The sequence below is a fragment of the Kribbella sp. CA-293567 genome, assembly GCF_027627575.1.
GTDB lineage: Bacteria > Actinomycetota > Actinomycetes > Propionibacteriales > Kribbellaceae > Kribbella.
The window spans coordinates 4,826,731-4,848,750 of sequence record NZ_CP114065.1 but is presented as its reverse complement, the minus strand read 5'-3'; the positions used below and the strand labels follow the sequence as shown (position 1 = coordinate 4,848,750).

Here is a 22,020-nt window from a genome sequence, read left to right as displayed (position 1 = left end):
TAACTCGGGACTCGGACCGGGGGAAGACCTCGAAGGTCGCGGTCAGGTGACGAGCGTGGGCAGCACCTGCTCGATCGGAGCGTTGATCAGCTCGGCGGCTTCCTCGTCGTACGGGGTGGGCTCGGCGTTGAGGATGACGAGCGGGACACCGGCTCGAAGGGCCAGATCGCAGAGGCCGGCCGCCGGGTACACCTGGAGGGAGGTACCGATCGCCAGGAAGAGGTCGGCCTGCTGGGTGGCGGCCGTGGCGGCGTCCAGGACCTGCTGGTCGAGTGATTGTCCGAAGGAGACGGTGGCCGACTTGAGGATGCCGCCGCAGATCTCGCAGGCCGGGTCCTCGTCGCCCGCCGCGAGCCTGGGCGTCACCTCCGTCATGGGGATCCGGCGGCCGCAGCTGAGACAGTCGACGAACCAGACCGTGCCGTGCAGTTCGTGGACGAGCGCGGGGGAGGAGCCCGCCTTCTGGTGCAGGCCGTCGACGTTCTGAGTGATCAGGCCGGTCAGCCGCCCCTGACGCTCGAGCTCGACGAGGGCCCGATGGCCGGCGTTGGGCTCGGCGTCCCAGGCGGCTCCGGCCAGGCGGAACTTCCACGCCTCGGCGCGGACGGCCGCCGAGGCGACGTACTCGTCGATGTCGAACATCGCCTGCGCGGCCGGGTTCTTCGTCCAGACGCCCTGCGGACCGCGGAAGTCCGGGATGCCGGAGGCGGTGGAGATGCCGGCACCGGTCAGGACGGCGAGCTGCTGGGCCTTGCGGACTAGGTCGGTCACGCTTCCGAACGTAGCGCGTCCCAGTCGGAGGCCAGTACCGACATCACGATCTCGTCGACCCACTCGCCGTCCCAGCGCAGGGCGTCCCGGCGGATGCCCTCGGTGACGAAGCCGGCCTTCTCGTACGCGCGCTGTGCTCTCGGATTGAACGCGTAGACGCCCAGCTCGATCCGGTGCAGGCCGAGCTTCTCGATCCCGTAGCCGACGATCAGCCGGGTCGCTTCGGTGCCGAGGCCGCGCCCCTGGCCGGCCGGCCCGATCAGGATCCGGAAGTTGCAGCTCTCGTCCTCCGGGCTCCACTCGTTCAGCACCGCCTCACCCACGACCTCGCGGGTCGAGCGGTCGACGATCGCCAGGTCCAGCCGGTCCGTCTGCTCGCCCCGGGTGCGGTACCACTTCCGGGCCGCTTCCTCGCCGATCGCCCCGCGGCTCCCGGTGAACCGCGCCACGTCGGGGTCGTCCATCGCGACCTGCAGGGCGGGGTAGTCGTCCTCGGTGATCGGCCGCAGCTCCACCAGGTCGCCGAGCAGCGTCGGTTTGTGCGCGAAGTCAGTCACGCGCCGAAGTCTGGCCGTGAGGGCCATCGGGCGGCCAGTGGTTTTAGCTGAGGCGGCGTACGACGTACTGGCCGTCGTCGGCGGAGACGAGTTCCTGCGAGCGCATGCGGCACCAGGCGGGGATGTCGGTGGCGGCGGCCGGATCGTCGGCGAGGACGGTGATGGTGTCGCCGACCGCGAGGCGGGGGAACGCCTGCGCGAGCTTGATCACCGGGAGCGGGCACAGCATGCCGCGGCAGTCGAGCGTCACATCCCCACTTCCTGCCGGATGCGCCGGACGATTCCGGGCAGGACGGTGGCGAAGCGGTCCACTTCGTCGTGGCTGGTCGTGCGGCCGAGCGAGACGCGCACGTTGCCGTGGGTCAGGACACCCATCGCTGCCAGGACGTGTGACGGGCGCAGGGTGCTCGCAGTACAGGCGGAGCCGCTGGAGACCGAGAAGCCCGCGGCGTCCAGGGCGGTCACCAGGGCCTCGCCGTCGACGTACAGGCAGGAGAAGGTGAGGACGTGCGGGAGCCGGTCGTCCGGATCGCCGACCACCTCGACGTCCGCGATGTCGGTGGCGACTCGGTGGCGGAGTTCGTCGATCCAGGTCCGGTGCTGCTTGTTGAGCTCGTCCGCTTCGAGGAGACGGGCCTGCAGCGCGGCGGCGGCCGCCAGGACCGAGGGGACGTTCGGATGGCCGGGGGAGAGGCCGTCCTCCCGCTCGTCGACCGGCCAGGCCGGAGCCAGCCGTGTGCCCTTCCGTACGGCGAGCAGCCCGACGCCTGCCGGACCACCCCACTTGTGTGCGCTGGCCGTCAACGCCGACCAGCCGGCCGGTACCGCGTCGTGGCTGACCGAGGCTGCCGCATCGACGAACAGGGGGACCTGGGCAGCGGCGCAGATCTCGGCCAGTTCGCTGATCGGCTGCCGGGTGGCGACCTCGTGATTGGCCGACTGGAGGGCGGCGACTGCCACCCCGGGCCGCCGTACGCGGTCGGCGAAGGCGTCCAGGTCGACTCGTCCGTGCTGGTCGACGGCGACTTCGTCCGCAGTACCGGCTGTTGCTGCCGCGTGAAGCACGGCGGAGTGCTCCACGGCGGAGTGCACGACCACGTCGCCGACCCGGCGCCGAGCCGCCGTCACAGCGAGCAACCCGGAGTGGATCGCGGCCGTCCCGGAGGTCGTCAGGAACAGCTCGTCCGGCCGTACTCCGAGGCCCTCGGCCAGCACCGCGCGAGCGTTGTCGAGCAGCACGCCGGCGGTCCGTCCCTCGTGGTGCAGGCGCGCCGGATCGGCCCACCCGGAATCCAGCGCGGACAGCAACACCTCCCTCGCCGCGGGATGCAGCGGTTCCGCCGTCGCGGCGTCGAGGTATGCACGGTTGGTCACAACGGAAACGCTAAGCCCTACCTATGCGCAGAACTGTAAGAGGTGTCCAGTAGGGTTCTGTCGTCAGTCTCACCTGGGAAGGGAAAGGCGCCCCGTGGGTTCGAACGGCACGCCCGGAGTGGTGCGCGCAGCAGGTCTGAAGAGGGCCCGCGCCGCGGTACGTCCGGCGAAGCGACGCCTGCTGGTGGCGACGTCAGTAGCGGTAGGCACCCTGGTGCTGACCGCCTGCTCGTCGGAAACCACCGAGCAGTGGAAACGACTCGGTCTGCCCGAGGGCGCATCCGACCGGACCGAGGCAGTCAGAAGCCTCTGGATCGGCGCCTGGATCGCCGCGCTGGTGATCGGTGTCCTCACCTGGGGCCTGATCCTGTACGCCTCGGTCCGGTTCCGCCGGCGCAACGAGGACGCCCCCCGGCAGACCCGCTACAACCTGCCGCTCGAGGTCCTCTACACCCTCGCGCCGTTCGCGGTCATCGGCGTGCTGTTCTTCTACACCGTGGAGAACGGCAACAAGATCACCGCGATGTCGGACAACCCGGCGCACACGATCAACGTGGTCGGCCAGCAGTGGCAGTGGACCTTCAACTACAAGGAGACCGTCGACGGCAACGAAGGCGTCTGGGAGACCGGAACGCTGGACAAGCCCGCGGTGCTGTGGTTGCCGGTGAACGAGTCGGTGCAGTTCGACCTGACCTCGCCGGACGTCATCCACTCCTTCTGGGTGCCGGCCTTCTACTTCAAGCTCGACGTGATCCCGGGCCGGACCAACAAGCTCGAGCTGACCCCGACCAAGACCGGCACCTTCGCGGGCAAGTGCGCGGAGCTGTGCGGTCTCTACCACAGCCGGATGGTCTTCACCGTCAAGGTGGTCACCGCCGACGAGTACCAGGCACACCTGCGGGAGCTGGCCGCCAAGGGCCAGACCGGCGCCGCGACCGGTGGCGAGGACTCGACCACCATTTCCGGCCAGGGTGAGCAGGAGGGCGAGAAGTGACCGACTTCGCCGAGCGCACGGGCGCCATCGGTGCCTCGACCGCGCTGCCCAGGCGGCGTAGCAAGGGCCAGCTCGCGGTCAAGTGGCTCACCACCACCGACCACAAGCTGATCGGCCACCTGTACCTGATCACCTCGTTCGCGTTCTTCCTGATCGGCGGCGTGATGGCGCTGCTGATCCGCGCCGAGCTGGCCAAGCCGGGCCTGCAGATCGTGAACGAAGAGGTCTACAACCAGCTCTTCACGATGCACGGCACGATCATGCTGCTGCTGTTCGCGACGCCGCTGTTCGTCGGCTTCGCGAACGTGATCATGCCGGTCCAGATCGGCGCCCCCGACGTCGCGTTCCCGCGGCTCAACATGTTCAGCTTCTGGCTGTTCCTGTTCGGTGGACTGATCACGGTCTCCGGCTTCTTCACCCCCGGTGGGGCGGCCGACTTCGGCTGGTTCGCCTACGCGCCGCTGTCGAACGAGGTCCGTTCGCCGGGCGTCGGTGGCGACCTGTGGATCATGGGCCTGTGGATGGCCGGTCTCGGTACCATCCTCGGCGCGGTCAACTTCGTCACCACGATCATCACCATGCGCGCGCCCGGCATGACGATGTTCCGGATGCCGATCTTCACCTGGAACATCCTGGTCACCTCGATCCTGGTGCTGATCGCGTTCCCGATCCTGGCCGGCGCGCTGCTGATGCTGGAGGCGGATCGCGCCCTCGGGGCACACGTCTTCGACGCCGCCAACGGCGGCCCACTGCTGTGGCAGCACCTGTTCTGGTTCTTCGGGCACCCCGAGGTCTACATCATCGCGCTGCCGTTCTTCGGCATCATCACCGAGATCCTGCCGGTCTTCAGCCGCAAGCCGGTCTTCGGCTACATCGGCCTGGTCGGCGCGACGCTGTGGATCGCGGTCCTCTCGGTGGCGGTGTGGGCACACCACATGTTCGTCACCGGCGCGGTGAACCTGCCGTTCTTCTCCTTCATGACGTTCCTGATCGCGGTCCCGACCGGGGTGAAGTTCTTCAACTGGATCGGCACCATGTGGGGCGGATCGGTCTCGTTCGACACCCCGATGCTGTGGTCGGTCGGCTTCCTCACCACCTTCCTGTTCGGCGGCCTGACCGGCGTCATCCTGGCGTCGCCGGCGCTGGACTACCAGCTGTCCGACTCGTACTTCGTGGTGGCGCACTTCCACTACGTGGTGTTCGGCACGGTGGTGTTCGCGATGTTCGCGGGCTTCTACTTCTGGTGGCCGAAGATGACCGGCCGGATGCTCGACGAGAAGCTCGGCAAGCTGCACTTCTGGCTGCTGTTCGTCGGCTTCCACACCACGTTCCTGGTGCAGCACTGGCTGGGCGTCGAGGGCATGCCGCGCCGCTACGCGTCGTACGGGGCGAACGAGGGCTTCACCACGCTGAACGAGGTCTCCAGCGTCGGCGCCTTCGTGCTCGGCCTGTCGATGCTGCCGTTCTTCTACAACGTCTACAAGTCGCGGAAGGCGCCGCTCGTCGGCGTCGACGACCCGTGGGGCTGGGGCCGCTCGCTGGAGTGGGCGACCAGTTCCCCGCCGCCTCGGCACAACTTCGTCAAGCTGCCGCGGATCCGGTCGGAGAGCCCCGCGTTCGACCTGCACCACCCGGAGATCGCGCTGGCGGAGTACCCGGACAGCGGAGCCGGCCGGGACAACCTGCTGGACGCCGGTGAGGACCAGGGCCGGGTCGAGAACCTGGAACGCAACATCGCGGCCGGCAACGGCGCGGACGGAGAGGGTAAGGCATGAAGGCGGAGGCCTGGGTCTTCGGCGTCCTGACGGTGTTCGTCCTGATCGTGACGCCGATCTACTGGATCATGTCCGAGGACCCCACCGGCACCACCGCACTGGTGATGACGTTCTTCCTGTCGCTGCTGGTGGCCTACTACCTGGCCATCACCGGCCGCAAGATGGACGCCCGGCCGGAGGACCGCAAGGAAGCCGAGATCGCCGAGGGCGCCGGTGAGCTGGGGTTCTTCCCGCCGTACTCGTGGTGGCCGCTGTGGTGCGCGCTGACGCTGTCGGTGATCGTGCTCGGACTGGTCTTCGGCTGGTGGCTGTTCATCGCCGGCTCCGCGATCGGGATCATCACGCTGAGTGGCTGGGTGTTCGAGTACTACCGTGGTGATCACGCTCACTGAACACCCGCTGGGCCAACTTTTCCGGCTCTCCGGACGTCATCAGTACAGCGGGCCGTGGTGGTCCGCCGTACTGGTGACGAACTCAGTGCGTGGGTATGACCAACCCGCGAGCTAGGCTTGCGCGGTTGCTGATCGTTACACCTGGGGAGCACGAGTGTTGAGTAGTACGGTCCGGAAGCACGGTCTTGCCGTGGCGGGGATCTGCGCGATGCTGCTGGTCGGCACCGCCTGCAGCGACACGAAGGCGGCCGATCCGGCTCCGTCCACCGGCAACTCGCCGGGCGCCACCAGCCCCAGTACCCCGGGCTCCTCCGAAACGCCGAGCCCCAGTTCGACGCCGTCCGGCGACCCGGCCGCGGCGAACGTGCAGATCGTCCCGGCCAAGGGCGCGGCCGCGGTCCGACCGGACAAGCCGGTCACCGTGACCAGCCCCGGTGGCGAACTGTCCGACGTGACGCTGAAGGACTCCACCGGCGGCAAGGTCGACGGCAAGCTCAACGACGACAAGTCGGTCTGGACCTCTGACCCCGAGCTGAAGCCCGGAGCGAAGTACACGCTGACCGGTACGGCGAAGGGCAGCGACGGCAACAGCGTCCCGATCAACTCGAACTTCAGGACGCTCGCGGCGGCCGGGAACCTGAAGGCGTCGGTCGCCCCGCTGAACGGCGAGACCGTCGGCGTCGCGATGCCGATCCAGATCTTCTGGAACAAGCCGGTCAAGGACCGGGCCGCGGTCGAGAGGCGCCTCACCGTGACCTCCTCGGTCCCGGTCGAGGGCAGCTGGCACTGGCTGAACAGCAAGCAGGTCAACTACCGCCCGAAGACGTACTGGCCGGCCGGCGTCAAGGTCTCGGTCGACATCGCCACCCAGGGCGTCAACGCCGGCGGCAACATCTGGGGCGCCGCCAGCCGCAAGATCGACTTCAGCATCGGCAAGTCGGTGATCACCAAGATCGACGTCAAGAAGCACACGATGACGGTCGTGATCAACGGGAAGCTCGCCCGGACGATGCCGATCACCGCGGGCAAGACCGGCTTCACCACCCGCAGTGGCACCAAGGTCATCATGGAGAAGTACCCCACCAAGCGGATGGACGCCCGGACCGTCGGTATCAAGCCCGGCGATCCGGAGTACTACGACATCCACGACGTGAAGTGGGCCCAGCGGGTCACCAGCTCCGGCGAGTTCATCCACGGTGCCCCGTGGTCAGGCGGCGCCCAGGGCCGCGACAACGTCAGCCACGGCTGCATCGGCATGTCCCTCAAGGACGGCCAGTGGTACTTCTCCCAGACCCTGCGCGGAGACCCCGTCGTCGTCACCGGCACCACCCGCGGCATGGAGCCCGGCAACGGCTGGACCGACTGGAACGACACCTGGGCGAAGTACAAGGCCGGCTCGGCGCTCGCCTAGTCCCTCCCGCGCCTGCCCCTGGATCGCTCCTGCGTGGCGCTGTGCGCTGCGGGCTTCTGCGTTCGCCTGACGCAACGGCGAGTCGGCTCGTCAAGCCAATCAGGTGTACAGCAGTCCCGCGTCTTGCGAAGGCCCTCCCGCGTCCGGCGGGAGGGCCTTCTGCGTGAGTCTTCCGACCCTCTCAGCGACGGGGTGCGTCACTCCACGCCCAGCACCTCACACCGCCTCAGCAGCCCAGAAACGCCCCTCAGACGCCCCACCGCCGCTTCCCGGTCCAACAACCACCGCCTCCTGGTCCAACAGCCTCCAAACGAACGAAGGCCCCGGCAACAAGCCGGGGCCTTCGTTTCAGTGCTGTCGATCAGTGCCGGGTTGCCTCGCGTGAGGTGCCCTCGTCGAGCTCGACCGTGCCGGTCACGCCTTCGATGGGCTCGTGCTCGTCGTGGTGACCGTGCGCGTGGGCCTCGGCGATCTCGGCCGCCGTCGGCTTCTGGACCGCGTCGGCGAAGTAGAACTCCGACAGCTTGGCCCGCAGCTTCCGCAGCGCCCGCTTGGGAGCCCGTACGCCGTTGTCGTCCGTCTCCGGGCCGATCTCCAGCGGCAGGGTCCGGTCGCGAGCGGTCAGCTCGTAGGCCTCGTACTTCGAGATCGGGGTGTGCTTCTCGTAGTACTCGCCCTCCGGCGTCCGGACGATGATGCCGGACTCCAGGCCGTGCAGCAGGCGGTCGTTGTCCGCGCGCTGCAGCGAGATAGCGATCCGCCGGGTGACCCAGAACGCGAAGATCGGGCCGAGGAAGACCGCGAACCGCAGGAACCAGGTCACGCTGTTCAGCGAGAGGCCGAAGTGGATGGCGATCAGGTCGTTTCCACCACCGATCCACAGCAGGCCGTAGAAGGTGATGAACGCGGCGCCGATCCCGGTCCGGGTCGGCACGTTGCGCGGCCGGTCCAGCAGGTGGTGTTCGCGCTTGTCGCCGGTGATCCAGCTCTCGATGAACGGATACAGGGCGACCAGGGTGACGAACGCCGGCGGGATGATCAGCGCGGGTATCAGCAGGTTCCAGCTGAGCGTGACGCCCCAGAACTCCGACTCGAATCCCGGCATCAGGCGCACGGAGCCCTCCAGCCAGCCCATGTACCAGTCGGGCTGGGAGCCTGCGGTCACCTCGGCCGGGTTGTACGGGCCGTACAGCCACACCGGGTTGATCTGCAGCAGCGCGCCCATCAGGGCGGTGATGCCGAAGACGACGAAGAAGAAGCCACCGGCCTTGGCCATGTAGACCGGCATCAGCGGGTAGCCGACGACGTTCTTCTCGGTCCGGCCGGGACCCGGGTACTGCGTGTGCTTGTGGTAGACGACCAGGAACAGGTGCGCCGTGACCAGGGCCAGGATCAGCCCCGGGATCAGCAGCACGTGCACGGTGAAGAACCGGGAGACGAAGTCGTCGCCGGGGAACTCGCCGCCGAAGATGAAGAACGACATGTACGTGCCGACCACCGGCGACGCCTGGATCATGCCCTGGGTGATCCGCAGACCGGTACCGGACAGCAGGTCGTCCGGCAGGCCGTAGCCGATGAAGCCCTCGATGATGCCGAGGAACAGCATCCCGAAGCCGATCAGCCAGTTCAGCTCACGCGGCTTGCGGAACGCGCCGGTGAAGAAGATGCGGAGCAGGTGGACCATCATCGAGGCGACGAACAGCACCGCCGCCCAGTGGTGGATCTGCCGCATCAGCAGACCGCCGCGGACGTCGAACGAGATGTCCAGCGTGGAGGCGTAGGCCTCCGACATGTGCAGGCCCTTGAGCAGGCTGTAGGAACCCTGGTACTCGACCTCGGCCATCGACGGCCGGAACCACAGGGTCAGGAAGACACCGGTCAGCAGCAGGATGATGAAGCTGTAGAGCGCGATCTCGCCGAGCATGAAGGACCAGTGGTCGGGGAAGACCTTGCGTAGGTTCTTCTTGCCGATCTTCCCGATGCCGAGGCGGTCGTCGGCCCACTTGACCGGCGGTGGAAAGTCTTTGTCGGACACGGTTGTCACCCTCGTTCCCAGAAGCTCGGGCCGACCGGCTCGGTGAAGCCGCTCTGCGCGACAAGGTAGCCCTCTGCATCCACAGCCAATGGTAGCTGGGGCAGCGGACGGGCCGCGGGGCCGAAGATCACCTTGGCACCGTCGGCCAGGTCGAACGTCGACTGGTGGCACGGGCAGAGCACGTGGTGCGTGGTCTGCTCGTACAGGGAGATCGGGCAGCCCACGTGGGTGCAGATCTTGGAGTAGCACAGGATGCCGTCGATGCCCCAGTTCTCCCGCCCGGCCGGCGTCCGGATCTCGTTCGGAGCGATCCGGACGACGATCACGGCGGCCTTGGCCTTGGCGTTCTGGTACTCGACCGGGCTCTCCTCCTGGATCGGCTGCAGGTTCGCCGGAGCGGCGTTGACCAGCTGGCCGACGACCAGGTCGGAGGGCTTGATCGGGCGAAGCGTGACGTCGTTCACGACCCGGATGCCCTTGGCCCAGATGGTGTCGTAGAGCTTGCGGCCGGGCAGCGGGCCCAGGTCGCGCAGCAGGACGATGGCCGGCAGGCCGAGCAGCGCCATCGCGCCGATCAGCGAGCGGCGGATCAGCTTGCGACGGCCGAAGCCCGACTCCTCGGCGCCCTGCTGGAAGGCCTCCATGATCTCGGACTTCTGCTGCGGCGAGGAGTGCGCCTCGTGGCGCTCCTCGGCGACCTCGGTGTCGACCATCAGCTTCTTGGCCCACTGGATCGCGCCGGCGCCGATCAGGAACAGCCCGAGGCCGAGGCAGACGCCGATGGCGAGGTTGTTCGCGTTGCCGCTCAGCGGCCCGAACTCGAGGATCGCGTCGCGCGGGATCGCGAAGTAGGCGACGCACGAACCCAGCGCGAGCAGGCCGGCCAGGCCGAACATGGTCGCGACCTGGCGCTCGACCCGGTCAGCGGCCTTCGGGTCGATGTCGGTGATGCGCAGTTCGTGCGGCTCGATCCCGGGGTCCGGGATCGGCTCTGCCAGCACTACCTGGTTGTCGTGACCCTGTTCCGCGGGAACCGCGGGCAGGTTCGGCTTCTCGTCACTCACTTCGCCTGCGCTCCCTTGGCCTTGACACCCTTGGCGCCGATCCAGACCGACATACCGACGAGCAGGCCGATACCGACCAGCCAGCCCCACAGACCCTCGGAGACCGGGCCGAGGCGGCCGAGACCGAAGCCACCCGGGTCCTTCTGCTCCTGCAGCGCGTGCAGGTACGCGATCACGTCACGCTTGTCGTCCGGCTGCAGGACCTGGTCGGAGAAGACCGGCATCTGCTGCGGGCCGGTGAGCATGGCCTCGTAGATGTGCTTGGGGTCGACGTTCATCAGCGACGGGGCGTAGCGGCCGTTCGGCAGCGCGCCACCCTTGCCGGCGAAGTTGTGGCACGCCGTGCAGTTGGTCCGGAACAGCTCGCCACCGCGGGTGACCTGCTCGTCGGTGACCTTGCTGATGTCGTACGAGTCCTCGGCCGGAACCGCCGGGCCGGGGGCGAGGGAGGCGACGTACGCCGCCAGCGCCTCGATCTCGGCCGGGGTGTAGGTCGGGGTCTTGCGCGGGATCTGCGCACCCGGCTGCATGGCCGGCATCCGGCCGGTGCCGACCTGGAAGTCGACCGCGGCCGCGCCGACGCCGATCAGCGACGGGCCGGCCAGTTTGCCCTCGCCGTTGCCACCGCCTTCGGCGTTCAGACCGTGACAGCTCGCACAGCCGACCGCGAAGAGCTTCTTGCCCTCTTCGATCTGCTGGGACTGGGCCGAGTTGTCGGCCACCGCGGTGTCAGGGGCGAACGCGGCGTACACGGAGCCCACTGCCAGGAGGCCGAACAAGAGCACGACGAGGCCGGCTGACCGGTGCCGTCGTCGCGCGGAGAGGAAGCGCGCCGGTGACAAGGAAATTCTCTTCTCACTCATTTGAGCAGGTAGATGGTCGCGAACAGGGCGATCCAGACCACATCGACGAAGTGCCAGTAGTAGGACACGACGATCGCCGAGACAGCCTGTTCGTGGGTGAACTTACGTGCCATGTACGTCCGGGCGAGGACGAACACGAAAGCGATGAGGCCGCCGGTCACGTGCAGACCGTGGAACCCGGTGGTCAGGTAGAACACCGACCCGTACGCCGACGACGAGATCGTCATCCCCTCGTGGATCAGGGTCGCGTACTCGGTCACCTGCCCGGCGATGAAGACCGCGCCCATCAGGTAGGTGAGGATGAACCACTCACGCATGCCCCAGGCGCGGATGTTGGCGACCGAGCCGGTCCGGCCGGCCTTGCCGTGCTCGGCGGCGAACACGCCCAGCTGACAGGTCACCGAGGACAGCACCAGGATCGTCGTGTTGATCGCCGCGAACGGGATGTTCAGCATCTCGGTGGACGCGTCCCAGAGCGACTCCACCCCCGATCCCGCGGCAGCGGTCGTTACCGACCGGATGGTGAAGTACGCCGCGAACAGGGCGGCGAAGAACATCAGTTCGCTCGAGAGCCAGACGATCGTGCCGACACTGACCATGCTGGGACGGTCGTGGTGTCCGTGTTCACGAGACGCTGGGAGCGCGGTTGCAGTGGCCACGGCGTCATTATGTCGGTCCGTGGATCCGGCGGCACGCCCACCCCCATGCATGTCGGCGACAACATGTTCTTACTGTGGACAGGTGCTTCCCCTCCACGCCGAGCCCGGCGACCAGATCGAGCCGTTCACCGCGCTCAGGCTGCTGACCGCCTGGACCTTCGAACCGGTGCTGCTGACGGTGCTGGTCGTGGTCGGCGCTCTCTACCTGTACGGCGTACACCGGCTGCGCGCGCGAGGCGACGACTGGTCCCGCGGCCGGACCTTCGCCTTCGTCGGCCTCGGCCTGGGCAGCGCCGTGATCGCCACCCAGTCGGCGCTGGGCACCTACGACACCGTGCTGCTGAGCGTGCACATGGGCCAGCACATGATCCTGTCGATGTTCACGCCGCTGGCGATGGCGCTCGGCGCGCCGGTGACGCTCGCCCTGCGCACGCTGCCACGGAAGCCACGCGGCTGGTTGCTCTCCGTGCTGCACTCCGGCTTCGCCAAGGTGATCTGCTTCCCGATGATCGGCTTCACCCTGTTCGTGCTGAGCCCGTGGGCGCTCTACTTCAGCGGCTGGTACGACGCGACCCTGCGCTCGACGGTGCTCCACGACCTGCTGCACGTGCACTTCATCGCGGTCGGCGCGCTGTTCTTCTGGCCGCTGCTCGGCCTGGACCCGGTGCCCGGCCGGGTGATCTACCCGTTCCGGCTGATCCTGACCTTCCTGACGCTGCCCTTCCACGCGTTCCTCGGGATCACGATCATGTCCGCGAACCGGCTGATCGCGGAGGACTGGTACACCAGCTTCGGCCGCGCCTGGCCGCCGTCACCGCAGCACGACCAGTACATCGCCGGCGGTCTGCTCTGGGGGTCCGGTGACATCATCGGGCTGATCTTCTTCGGCGTCCTGTTCGTCCAGTGGGTGCGCCAGTCACAGCGGGAAGCCAAGCGGGAGGACCGCCGGCTCGACCGGTTGGAGGAACAGGCGCGCAGGGCCGACCAGGCTCCCCGGTAGCATTCGCGGTGTTGCCCGTATGTCCACTCGTCACAGACACACAGCTTGGGATGAATCGATGAGCTCAGAGCGTCCGCTGAAGGTGCTGGTCTACAGCGACGACCGCACCACGCGGGAGTCCGTCCGGCTGGCCCTCGGGAAGCGGCCTGCCACCGACGTACCCGAGGTCGAGTACTTCGAGTGTGCGACCGAGCCGGCCGTGATCAAGCTGATGGACGCCGGCGGTATCGACCTGGTGATCCTGGACGGCGAGGCCGTGCCGGCCGGCGGGCTGGGGATCGCCCGCCAACTCAAGGACGAGATTTTCCAGTGCCCGCCGATCCTGGTGCTGATCGGCCGCCCGCAGGATGCGTGGCTGGCGACCTGGTCCCGAGCCGAGGCGACCGTAGCGCACCCGATCGACCCGATCCGGCTCGCCGAGGCGACGGCCGACCTGCTCCGGCAGCGGGTCGCCAAGCTGCCCGCGACCACCTGAGCCGGGCGCTATGGCCGCCCCGCTGGATTCACCCGCCGGTACTACGCCTGGCGGGCGTGCGCTGACCTGGTCGCAGGTGCTCAACCCGTTGCTGCGGCACGAGGATCTCGACGCCACCGCGACCGCGTGGGCGATGGAGCAGATCCTCTCCGGCGCCGCCTCTCCCGCCCAGCTGGCGGGGTTCGTCATCGCTCTGCGTTCCAAGGGCGAGACGGTGACCGAGGTCGAGGGCATGGTCGCGACGATGCGCGAGTTCGCGACCCGGATCGACGTACCGGGCCGGACGCTGGATGTCGTCGGGACCGGTGGTGACCAAGCGCACACTGTGAACATTTCCACGATGTCGGCGATCGTCGCCGCCGGGGCCGGGGCGAAGGTGCTCAAGCACGGCAACCGGGCGGCCTCGTCGGCCTGTGGTGCCGCGGACGTGCTCGAGGAACTGGGTATCCCGCTCAATCTCACTGCCGCGCAGGTCGCGGAGGTGGGGGAGCGGGCCGGAATCACGTTCTGCTTCGCTCCCGCGTTCCACCCGGCGCTGCGGCACGCCGCCGTACCGCGTCGTGAACTCGGGGTGCCGACCACGTTCAACCTGCTGGGGCCGCTGGCCAACCCGGGCAACCCGTCGGCGCAGGCCGTCGGCGTCGGGGACGGGCGGGTCGCCGGGCTGATGGCCGGCGTACTGGCCCGGCGGGGGATCGACGCGCTGGTCTTCCACGGCGACGACGGGCTGGACGAACTGACCACCCGGACGACCTCGCAGGTGTGGACGGTCGGACGCGGGGTGGTCGACGGGCCGGAAACACTGGATCCGCGGGAGCTGGGGATCGCGCCCGCGTCGGCGGAGTCGTTGCGGGGTGGGGACGCGGCGTTCAACGCGAAGGTGGTGTGGGCGCTGCTGGACGGCGAGCCCGGGCCGGTGCGCGACGTCGTACTGCTGAACGCGGGTGCCGCGCTGGCCGCGCACGAGGGCAGTACCGGACCGCTGGTCGCGCGGATCCGCGCCGGGATGGACCGGGCCGCCGAGGCGATCGACTCCGGTGAGGCCAGGAACGTGCTGGATCGCTGGGTCGTGGCCTGTGCCGAGGTGCGTTCGTAGGTTCCGTGCTGTGCTGGGAAAGCCCGCCTCCGTGGTTCTGGGAGGCGGGCTTTCCGCTGTAGTGAAGGGCAGTTCGGGGCCGCGGATCAGCCGCCGATCTTGATCTCCTGGACCTTGGCGCGCCAGTCGGCGACCTGCTCCGAGGTACTGCCGGCGATGTCGCCGATCGCGACGGCGGCGGTGCCGTCGCCGCGGTCGATCACGGTGACCAGGACGTTGGAGAAGGTCTCCGCGAGCTTCGGGATCTTCACCACCACCTTGATGCTCAACTCGTGCGACGGATGCCCCGCGACGGTCCCCGGGGTATGGACGGCCTTGCCGATGAACTGCACGTTCTGGTCGTACAGCTCGACCAGCGCCGTCGTCGCCGCCTGAATGGTCGCGGCCTTCCGCCCGGCGGGCGTGTTCACGTACTTGACCTTCTCGCCCAGCCCGCCGAAGGCGACGTAGTTGCCCCAGCTCTTCTTGCCGTCGTACTTGTCGTGCACGGTCAACCACGCCGACGCGCCACCCAGCAGCCCGATCCGGTCCGTACCGCCGTTGTCCCGCCAGGCCGAGGTCAGCAACGGCATCGTGTCGTTGTTGAAGGCAACAATGCTCGCCCCGACCACCCGCCCGCGCGGTGGCGGCGGCTTCGTCGGAATCGCCGACGGGCTGACCGTGGCCAACGGAGTCGAGTTTGCTGACGGCAACGAAACCGGCGTGACGGCGTCCGCCTTGTCCCAGATCCACTGCACACTGAGCCCGGTCACCACCAGAGCCCCCACCACCAGCCCCACGGCCCCCACCAACCGACCGCCGCGCCCACCATCACCGCCCCCGCGCTCCCGCGCGTAAGCCGCCTCGTCGACGATCCCGTACGCGTTGTCGCCATCGGAGTACGGGACATCCCGCCCGCCGTACTGCGCATCCGGCCCCGCGTACGGCACGCCTCGCCCACCGCGCGGCACGTCCGGCCCCGCATACGGCACATCCCGTCCGCCGTACGGCGCCTCGCCGTCCCCGCCCCGCTGCGGACCATCTGCTGCGCTCGGCCTGCTGGGGTCCGGCATCCCGGCGCCATGGGCGATCCGGCCGCCCGGCATCTGCCCACCACCCGGCGGGGTGCTCCCACCACTCAACGTCTGCTGCTGCCAGCCACTCCCGGGATGCCCAGCTCCTTGAGCGGGCGGTGGCCCATAAGGTCCCGGCCCACCCACAGTCCCACCCGGCGTCCCGTACCCCGCCTGCTGTCCAGGTACGCCGTGCGCAAACACCCCCGGCTGCCCAGACCCGCCTTGAGCAGAATCGCCTGGCTGACCGGGCGTGCCTTGAGCAGGCGCGCCTGGCTGACCGGGCGCTCCTTCAGCAGACACCCCCGACTGTCCAGGCACGCCTTGAACGGAAAACCCTGGCGGCCCCGAAACACCTCGGTTATACGCCCCCGGCTGGCTCGGAACACCCTGCCCATACGGCTCAAGCTGCCGCGAACCACCCTGCGCAGACGGCCCGCTCTGCCGCAGACCACCCTGCGCGTTGGGTCCGCCTTGTCCCGGACCACCTCGCGCGTTGGGTCCGCCTTGTCCCGGACCACCCTGCGGGTTCGGCCCGCCCCGTCCCGGACTGGTTGGCGGGTTGTGCCCGCTTTGCCCCGGACCACCTTGCGCGTTGGTCCCGCGTTGCCCAGGACCTGGCTGGCCGTACGGCCCACTCTGCCCAGAACCGCCTTGTCCAACTGGCCGAGGCTGCCCCGCCGAGTTGCCTTGGCCATAAGGTCCAGGCTGCCTCGAACCGTCTTGAACGTAAGGCCCGCCAGGCTGCTGACCACCTTGCCCAGAGGGCCCAACCTGCTCCGGACCACCTTGCCGATAAGGCCCACCGCGCGCGGAATCACCTTGCCCGCCAGGACCAACCTGACCCGGACCAGTCGGCCCTACCGCCGCCTGCGAACTAGGCCCGTACGGCCCCGCTTGAGTCTGCCGACCACCATCGCGCGGTTCCGTCGAACTCTGCGGATCCGATTGCCTTTGCGAACCCGGCGAACCCGGCGAACCCGGCGAACCCGGCGAACCCGGCGAACCCGGCACCGGCGACGACGGCTGCGGCGACGGCGACGACTGCGGAGACGGCGACGACTGCGACGACGGCGACGACGACGGCGACGGCGACGAACCACCCTGACCCTGAGCCGGTCGACCCAGCGGACCGGGCCGCCGACGATCAGCCTGCGGCGGCGGACCGTACGGCCCTACCTGCCCCTCACCCTCGTACTGCGTCGCCTCACCGTCGACACCCCGCCGAGGTGCCTGACCAGCCTGCGCCTGACCCGCATCCGTCTGCTGCGCCTGACCACTCTGCGCGCGCTGTGCCTGAGCACCATCCGCCTGCTGCGCCGGACCATTCTGCGCCCGCTGTGCCTGCTGCGGCTGAGCACCATCCGCCCGCTGCGACTGAGCACCATCCGCCTGCTGCGCCTGCGGTACCTGTCCACCACCCGCGTTACCCGGCTGAACCGCACCAGCACCCCGGTAGGACAACGGCGGCGGAGGCGGCGGCGCAGGTGCCCGCGACTGACCCAGCAGCGGATCCCCACCGCCTGGCCCATCAACAGCTTCCGGCTCGCCAGAAACGTCTGCGGAGAGAGAGTCGCCAGCTACCGGCGCCTCTGCCGACTCTTCCGAAGAGAACCAGCTGCCACCAGCCGGCTCCGGCCGATCAGCAGGAGGTGGCGGCGGCGCGCTGTGGCGCGCGGGCGGGCGGGGCGGGGTGTTCTCGTTCTCAGCCAACGTTGATTCCCTCGTAGACCTTGCTCTCGACCGCCCTGAGATCCGGCCGGTTGACGGGGATGTCGCTGATGTAGGCGACGGCGGTACCGTCGCCGAGGTCGAAGACCGCGACGGTCAGCACGAGCACCGAGGTCACCTTGGGCGACTTCGCCGTGACGGTCTCCTTGAAGTACCAGCCTGCCTTGTCCGAGCGCTTGACCGGTCCGCTCTGCAGCGCCTTGAACGTGACCGGGATGTTGCCGTACGCGGCCTTGTGGACCTGACCGAGCAGCGTCGTCGCGGTCGCCTTCGGGTCGCCGTTGAACGGCGTCGCGTTGCTGAGCCCGCCGACGAACATGTCGGCGTACCAGTCGTTCTTGCCGTCGAAGTCCGTCTGCAGAGTGATGTACTGCCCGCTCGAGTTCACCAGTTGCTTGATCAGCCGCTTGCGGTCGGACCAGTCGCCGGACTGGCGGGGGAACGAGATCGCGTCCGAGCTGATCCGCTCACCCTCGTGCAGTTCGGGGTTCTTCGACTGGCCGGCTCCGGTGCCGGCGGTCGTCGGTGCGCTGCCGGTCGGCTGCGGGGTCGGCTCCGGGTCGGCGCTCTGCCTGTCGCCGAAGTTGGTGATGAGGAACACGCCCACGACGATCAAGAGGACGAGTGCGATGGCGCCGCCGATGATGAACGGAGTCTTGTTCGTACCGCCTCCGCCGCCGTCCCCACCGCCCTTGCCCTTCCGCGTCCCACCACCGTGCGGACCGTCACCGCCGCCCTGCCACGGCGAAACCTCTGCCGCCTGCCAAGGCGCACCGCTCTGCTGCTGCCCAGTCGAACCCCACTGGTTGCCGGTCTGCCCAGCCGTCTGCTGCGCCGCAGAACTACCCCACGGCCCCGCATCAGCCTGTACGCCGTCCGTCGCCCAGCCATCACCACTCGTCTGCTGAGTCCCCGAGCTTCCCCAAACATCACCAGTTTGCTGGACGCCAGAGCCACCCCAACCGCCACCCGACTGCGGCCCGGCCCCGCCCTGACCGTCAGCGCCGCCCTGCGGCGAAGCAGTCGGACTCCAGCCCTCTGCACCTGTCTGTGGCGAAGCCGATGCGCCCCAAGTCGTGCTGCCACCTTGCTGCGTGCCAGACGCGCTCCAGCCATCGCCACCAGACTGCGGCGCGGCAGACCGGCCTGGGCCGTCAGCATCTGTCTGCGGTGACGCGGATGCGCCCCAGGTCCCGCTGCCAGTCTGCGGCGCGGCAGACCCGCCTTGGCCGTCAGCACCTGTCTGCGGCGAGGCAGACGTGCCCCAGCCCTCCGCGCCGTTCTGCGGCGAAGCAGACGTGCCCCAAGTCGGGCTGTCGCCTTGCTGCGTGCCAGACGCGCTCCAGCCGTCACCACCGGTCTGCTGCGGGCCCGGCCCGCTCCAGCCGTCACCACCAGACTGCGGCGCGGCAGACCCGCCTTGGCCGTCAGCACCCGTCTGCGGCCAGGCAGCGGTGCCCCAGCCGCCGTTGGCTGGTTGCTGTGGGCCAGCAGCGGTGCCCCACCCGGCGGCGTCCGACTCCTGCGTGGTGGAGGCGCCGGAGTTGTCAGCGGGCGGCTGCGTGCCGGACGCTGTCCAACCGCCGCCCCCGGACTGCTGCGAGGCAGGAGTATCGCCGGCATCCATCTGCGGTGAGCTGGAAGCGGCAGGAGCGGGCTGCTGCGTGTCAGCCGCACCCCAACCGTCGCTCCCCGACTGCCAAGCGGGGGAGGAGCTTTGGCCTTCGACACCTGGCTGCTGCTCAGGGACGGAGCTACCCCAGCGGTCCCCGCCTGTCGGTTGCGGACCGGACGCATCCCAGCCGTCGCCGCCCGTCGGTTGCGGACCAGCAGCACCCCGGCCGTCGCCGCTCGTTGGCTGCGGACCAGAAGCACCCCAGCCATCGGTTGCTTGGGTACTGGAGTTACCGCTCTCCGCGCCAGTCTGCGCAGCATCAGCTGTGCCCCAAGCCGGGGTGTTCGGCTGCTCGGCGCCGGACGCGCCCCACCCCTCGCCACCTGTCTGCTGCCCCGCAGGCTCGCCCCAGTGGGAGGTACCGACCTGCTCTCCAGAGGTCGTCGGCGCAACTGATCCGCCCTGCGATTTATCGACAGGGTTTGAAGCGATCAGATCGTCGCCAGCGGCCCACGGGCTCGTACTAGCCTGCTCACCGCCCGACTGCGCCGCTCCATCAGCGTCCGCAGCTCCACCCTGCGCACCCGACGGCGCAACCTGAGTAGCCTCCGCGTCAGAAGCGTTGACCTGGGTGTCGTCCTGCTGACCTGAGCCCTCCGCCCCACCAACAGCCGTGGGAATGACCTGCGTGACATCGGAATCACCCGACGGTGCCGGATCTTTCGGCGTCGGCGCGACCTTGGGTGGTTCCGTCCAGTTGGTCGCCGACCACGACTCGGTCTTCGGCTCAGGAGCCGGATCAGGCTCAGTACTGCTCGAGTTCGGCGCCAACTGCAGCTTCCAGCCGGTCTGCTGGGCCGCCTCGGCTTCCTCACGAGTGATCGGCTCGGCGTCCTCCGGCGGCAGCGGGCGCTGGGTCCAGTGACCCGCGGCGGCCGGTACCTCGGTGGGTGCCATCCAGGTCGACTTGGCCTTCTCGGCGGGCGACAAACCAGAAGCCGGGTCCGTCGACGCGCTGGAGTCGGCGTCCGCCGAGGAGCCGGACGGGTCCGAAGCGCCGGACGTGGTCGAGGCGTCCGCCGAGGAACCGGACCCCATCGAATCACCCGAGGCCGGCCCGGTCGAAGGCAGCTCGGCGGGCGTGGACCCGGTCGACGAGGGCTTGGCCGCAGCCGACGTGCCCGTCGACCCAACAGCACCCGAGCCAGCACCGGAGCCAGCGCTCGACCCAGCACCCGAGTCAGCCGCAGTACCGGAGTCCACCGAAGCGTCCGGGTCCGGTTCGTCTCGCTCGGTGCGGTTGGTCCACTGCGTCCCGTTCCACCAGCGAATGGTGTCGGGCTGTCCGGTGGGGTCCGGATACCAGCCGGCGGGAGGGTTGCTCATGCGTTCACCGTAACTTCAGCGCGTGTCAGTCAGCCCGTCCGAATTGCCCCTCAGAAACCTTGTTCCTCACCGAGGCTGAAGGCGGCCTCCAGGTCGTGGGTGGAGTAGGCGCGGAAGGCGATGTGGGTCTCGGTGCTCAGCACGCCGGGCACCCGGTTCACGTGGTCGGGGATGACGGAGGCGAGGTCGTCGTGGTGCGCCACCCGGACCATCGCGATCAGGTCCAGCCCGCCGGTCACCGAGTACACCTCGCTGACCCCCTCGATCGCGGCCACCTGCTCGGCGACCTCCGGGATGCGTGCGACGTCGGCCTTGATGAACACGATCGCGGTGACCATGTCGTCCTCTCCTCGAAACCAGCCTCTACCGCGCTGAAGCATAGTGCCGCCCACCCCCGGCCCCAGCACGCCGTACGCCGGTTCAGATCTTCGGGAACCGGGGAGCCTCCAGCACCCGGTAGTTGTACATCCGTCCCTCGGCATGGTCGATCAGCACCTTGAACCCCGCCTCCTCGAGCACGCTGCACAACGCCCGCGCGATGATCTCCGAGGCGGTCACCACATAGGAGAACAACCCACTGGTCATGTCCTGCGTGAGCACCTTCTCCAGGTACTCCGGACTGCCGGTCACCGGCGGATCCCAGTCCAGCGTCACCCCGAACGGCTCGATCGCGTTGACCCAGATGTGCGCGCCGGGCGGCAGCCCCTTCGGATCACCCCCCGGTACGACGGACGCCGGGAACCCCATCCGGTCCAGCTCGCGCCGCACCTCCTCGGCCAGCTTCCGCCAGCTCTCGACCGCCTCCGCCGGAGCCCGGTACGCCGAACCGCCGGTGTGCAGGTGCGAGGGCGTGAAGAACTGGAACGGATCAGTCACGGGACCAACTCTGCCTGACACACGCCGGATCGGGCACCTGACCGGATCGAGTCCTGAGACCACGCCTCATCGCCGAGCCTCCGCCGAGCGCCGGACGGTCGCCGTGAAGCTGGTCGAGCCCTCAGCGGCGAGCCCGCCGGTGTCATCGTCGACCAACCCGGCCACCTGGAGCCCGGCATCGGCGCACAGACGGCGGAACGAGCTCGGGGTGTGCCAGTGAACGACCCACTCCCGGTCCGCGAGCTCGGTGCCCTGAGCGGTGATGCGCTCGTACCGCGCGGTGGTGACTCGAGTGCGGCGCTCCACGTCATAGCTCTCGGACAGTGGGGTGTACCGAAGCTCGACGTCAGCCTCGTCGTTCGTGGCGCGGGTGACGCCGAGTTCGTCAGCCGGCGTGGGGTCCGGCACCCACAGTGGGATCAACGCCGCTCCGTCGTCGGTCAGGTGCGCGCGGATCGCCACCAGCGCCCGCAGAGCGGTGCCGTCGTCGGCCAGAAGATTGAAGGTGGGCCCGGCGAAGTAGATCGAGGCGTACCGGCGGTCCAGCCTCAGTTCCTGCACCCGCTGGTGGAAGACCTGAACGCCGATTCCCCGCCGGGCCGCGTTCTGACGGCAGCGTTCGACCATGTCACCGGACGAGTCGACACCCTCCACCTCGAGTCCCGCGGCGCACAGGTCAAGCAGCGGCTCTCCGTCGCCACAGCCGATCTCCAGCCCTGGCTCCCCGTGCGCCTGCACGAACCTGAGGTACGGCTCGGCGTCGAAGCTGGTCGACTTCAGCTTGGCGTAGGCGTCGACGACGATGCCGGAGTAGAAGTCAGCAGGTTCCATGAACCGAACCGTTGCACGGTGGTCCCGAGGTCGCCAGTTCATTCCGAAGCGGGAACGCTCCGG

21 protein-coding genes are annotated in these 22,020 nt (G+C 68.8%); 8 read left to right on the top strand and 13 right to left on the bottom strand.

The window, feature by feature from the left end:
* Positions 1-42 precede the first annotated feature (42 nt).
* Genes OX958_RS22190 through OX958_RS22175 form a run of 4 tightly spaced genes read right to left on the bottom strand, consistent with a single transcriptional unit; the run spans position 43 to position 2,702 of the window.
* Complete coding sequence (locus OX958_RS22190; protein ID WP_270131087.1) at positions 43-771, bottom strand: SIR2 family NAD-dependent protein deacylase; 729 nt, start codon at positions 769-771, stop codon at positions 43-45.
* A complete protein-coding gene (locus OX958_RS22185) occupies positions 768-1,328 on the bottom strand; it encodes a GNAT family N-acetyltransferase (RefSeq protein WP_270131086.1) in 561 nt (186 codons plus the stop codon). Before OX958_RS22185 ends, OX958_RS22190 begins: the two co-directional genes overlap by 4 nt.
* Before the next feature lie 43 nt (positions 1,329-1,371).
* Entirely contained in the window at positions 1,372-1,578 is a 207-nt protein-coding gene (locus OX958_RS22180; RefSeq protein WP_270131085.1) for a sulfurtransferase TusA family protein, read from the bottom strand.
* Positions 1,575-2,702, bottom strand: coding sequence for a cysteine desulfurase family protein (locus OX958_RS22175; RefSeq protein WP_270131083.1), 1,128 nt, complete (start codon positions 2,700-2,702; stop codon positions 1,575-1,577). Before OX958_RS22175 ends, OX958_RS22180 begins: the two co-directional genes overlap by 4 nt.
* A gap of 184 nt (positions 2,703-2,886) precedes the next feature.
* On the opposite strand from OX958_RS22175, the gene ctaC reads away from it, so the two are divergent.
* The 4 genes from ctaC to OX958_RS22155 all read left to right on the top strand — a co-directional run bounded on the left by ctaC (position 2,887) and on the right by OX958_RS22155 (position 7,274).
* Positions 2,887-3,696, top strand: coding sequence for an aa3-type cytochrome oxidase subunit II (gene ctaC, locus OX958_RS22170; protein ID WP_442913217.1), 810 nt, complete (start codon positions 2,887-2,889; stop codon positions 3,694-3,696).
* Positions 3,693-5,471 carry an aa3-type cytochrome oxidase subunit I gene (gene ctaD, locus OX958_RS22165; RefSeq protein ID WP_442913216.1) on the top strand — a complete coding sequence of 593 codons (1,779 nt, stop codon included), beginning with the start codon at positions 3,693-3,695 and terminating at the stop codon, positions 5,469-5,471. Before ctaC ends, ctaD begins: the two co-directional genes overlap by 4 nt.
* Positions 5,468-5,863 (top strand): cytochrome c oxidase subunit 4, encoded by a 396-nt coding sequence (locus tag OX958_RS22160; RefSeq protein WP_270131080.1) that lies wholly within the window; start codon positions 5,468-5,470, stop codon positions 5,861-5,863. The genes ctaD and OX958_RS22160 overlap by 4 nt, the downstream gene beginning before the upstream one ends.
* Positions 5,864-6,017: 154 nt before the next feature.
* Positions 6,018-7,274, top strand: coding sequence for a L,D-transpeptidase (locus tag OX958_RS22155; RefSeq protein ID WP_270131079.1), 1,257 nt, complete (start codon positions 6,018-6,020; stop codon positions 7,272-7,274).
* Between the two features lie 361 nt (positions 7,275-7,635).
* On the opposite strand, the gene qcrB is transcribed toward OX958_RS22155, so the two are convergent.
* Genes qcrB through ctaE form a run of 4 tightly spaced genes read right to left on the bottom strand, consistent with a single transcriptional unit; the run spans position 7,636 to position 11,835 of the window.
* Positions 7,636-9,318 (bottom strand): cytochrome bc1 complex cytochrome b subunit, encoded by a 1,683-nt coding sequence (gene qcrB / locus OX958_RS22150; protein WP_442913215.1) that lies wholly within the window; start codon positions 9,316-9,318, stop codon positions 7,636-7,638.
* Positions 9,315-10,352: a cytochrome bc1 complex Rieske iron-sulfur subunit gene (gene qcrA / locus OX958_RS22145; protein WP_270139125.1), complete on the bottom strand. Its 1,038-nt coding sequence runs from the start codon at positions 10,350-10,352 to the stop codon at positions 9,315-9,317. The genes qcrB and qcrA overlap by 4 nt, the downstream gene beginning before the upstream one ends.
* Positions 10,353-10,369: 17 nt before the next feature.
* Positions 10,370-11,236 (bottom strand): cytochrome bc1 complex diheme cytochrome c subunit, encoded by an 867-nt coding sequence (qcrC, locus tag OX958_RS22140; RefSeq protein ID WP_270131077.1) that lies wholly within the window; start codon positions 11,234-11,236, stop codon positions 10,370-10,372.
* Complete coding sequence (ctaE, locus tag OX958_RS22135; RefSeq protein WP_270131076.1) at positions 11,233-11,835, bottom strand: aa3-type cytochrome oxidase subunit III; 603 nt, start codon at positions 11,833-11,835, stop codon at positions 11,233-11,235. Before ctaE ends, qcrC begins: the two co-directional genes overlap by 4 nt.
* A 142-nt stretch (positions 11,836-11,977) precedes the next feature.
* Between ctaE and OX958_RS22130 the strand changes: the two genes are divergently transcribed.
* From OX958_RS22130 to trpD, 3 genes are read left to right on the top strand one after another with little or no spacing between them, the layout of a single operon-like run.
* Positions 11,978-12,895 (top strand): cytochrome c oxidase assembly protein, encoded by a 918-nt coding sequence (locus OX958_RS22130; protein WP_270131075.1) that lies wholly within the window; start codon positions 11,978-11,980, stop codon positions 12,893-12,895.
* A 58-nt stretch (positions 12,896-12,953) separates the two neighbouring features.
* The gene (locus tag OX958_RS22125; protein ID WP_270131074.1) at positions 12,954-13,370 is read left to right on the top strand and encodes an Rv3143 family two-component system response regulator; all 417 of its coding nucleotides are present in this window, start codon (positions 12,954-12,956) and stop codon (positions 13,368-13,370) included.
* A 10-nt stretch (positions 13,371-13,380) separates the two neighbouring features.
* Complete coding sequence (trpD, locus tag OX958_RS22120; protein WP_270131072.1) at positions 13,381-14,466, top strand: anthranilate phosphoribosyltransferase; 1,086 nt, start codon at positions 13,381-13,383, stop codon at positions 14,464-14,466.
* Positions 14,467-14,552: 86 nt separating this feature from the next.
* Here the strand turns inward: trpD and OX958_RS22115 are convergent, their stop codons facing one another.
* On the bottom strand, positions 14,553-15,587 hold the full coding sequence (locus OX958_RS22115) for a hypothetical protein (RefSeq protein WP_270131070.1): 1,035 nt from the start codon (positions 15,585-15,587) through the stop codon (positions 14,553-14,555).
* Between the two features lie 1,636 nt (positions 15,588-17,223).
* Positions 17,224-17,850, bottom strand: a complete 627-nt coding sequence (locus OX958_RS22110; RefSeq protein ID WP_270131068.1) for a hypothetical protein — start codon at positions 17,848-17,850, stop codon at positions 17,224-17,226.
* Positions 17,851-19,552: 1,702 nt separating this feature from the next.
* Here OX958_RS22110 and OX958_RS22105 point away from each other — a divergent pair.
* Positions 19,553-19,789 carry a hypothetical protein gene (locus OX958_RS22105; protein ID WP_270131067.1) on the top strand — a complete coding sequence of 79 codons (237 nt, stop codon included), beginning with the start codon at positions 19,553-19,555 and terminating at the stop codon, positions 19,787-19,789.
* A gap of 511 nt (positions 19,790-20,300) precedes the next feature.
* Here the strand turns inward: OX958_RS22105 and OX958_RS22100 are convergent.
* From OX958_RS22100 to OX958_RS22090, 3 genes are all read right to left on the bottom strand, one after another.
* Entirely contained in the window at positions 20,301-20,588 is a 288-nt protein-coding gene (locus OX958_RS22100; protein WP_270131066.1) for an Lrp/AsnC family transcriptional regulator, read from the bottom strand.
* A gap of 82 nt (positions 20,589-20,670) precedes the next feature.
* Positions 20,671-21,126, bottom strand: a complete 456-nt coding sequence (locus OX958_RS22095; RefSeq protein ID WP_270131065.1) for a hypothetical protein — start codon at positions 21,124-21,126, stop codon at positions 20,671-20,673.
* A gap of 66 nt (positions 21,127-21,192) precedes the next feature.
* A complete protein-coding gene (locus OX958_RS22090) occupies positions 21,193-21,957 on the bottom strand; it encodes a class I SAM-dependent methyltransferase (protein ID WP_270131064.1) in 765 nt (254 codons plus the stop codon).
* Positions 21,958-22,020 lie beyond the last annotated feature (63 nt).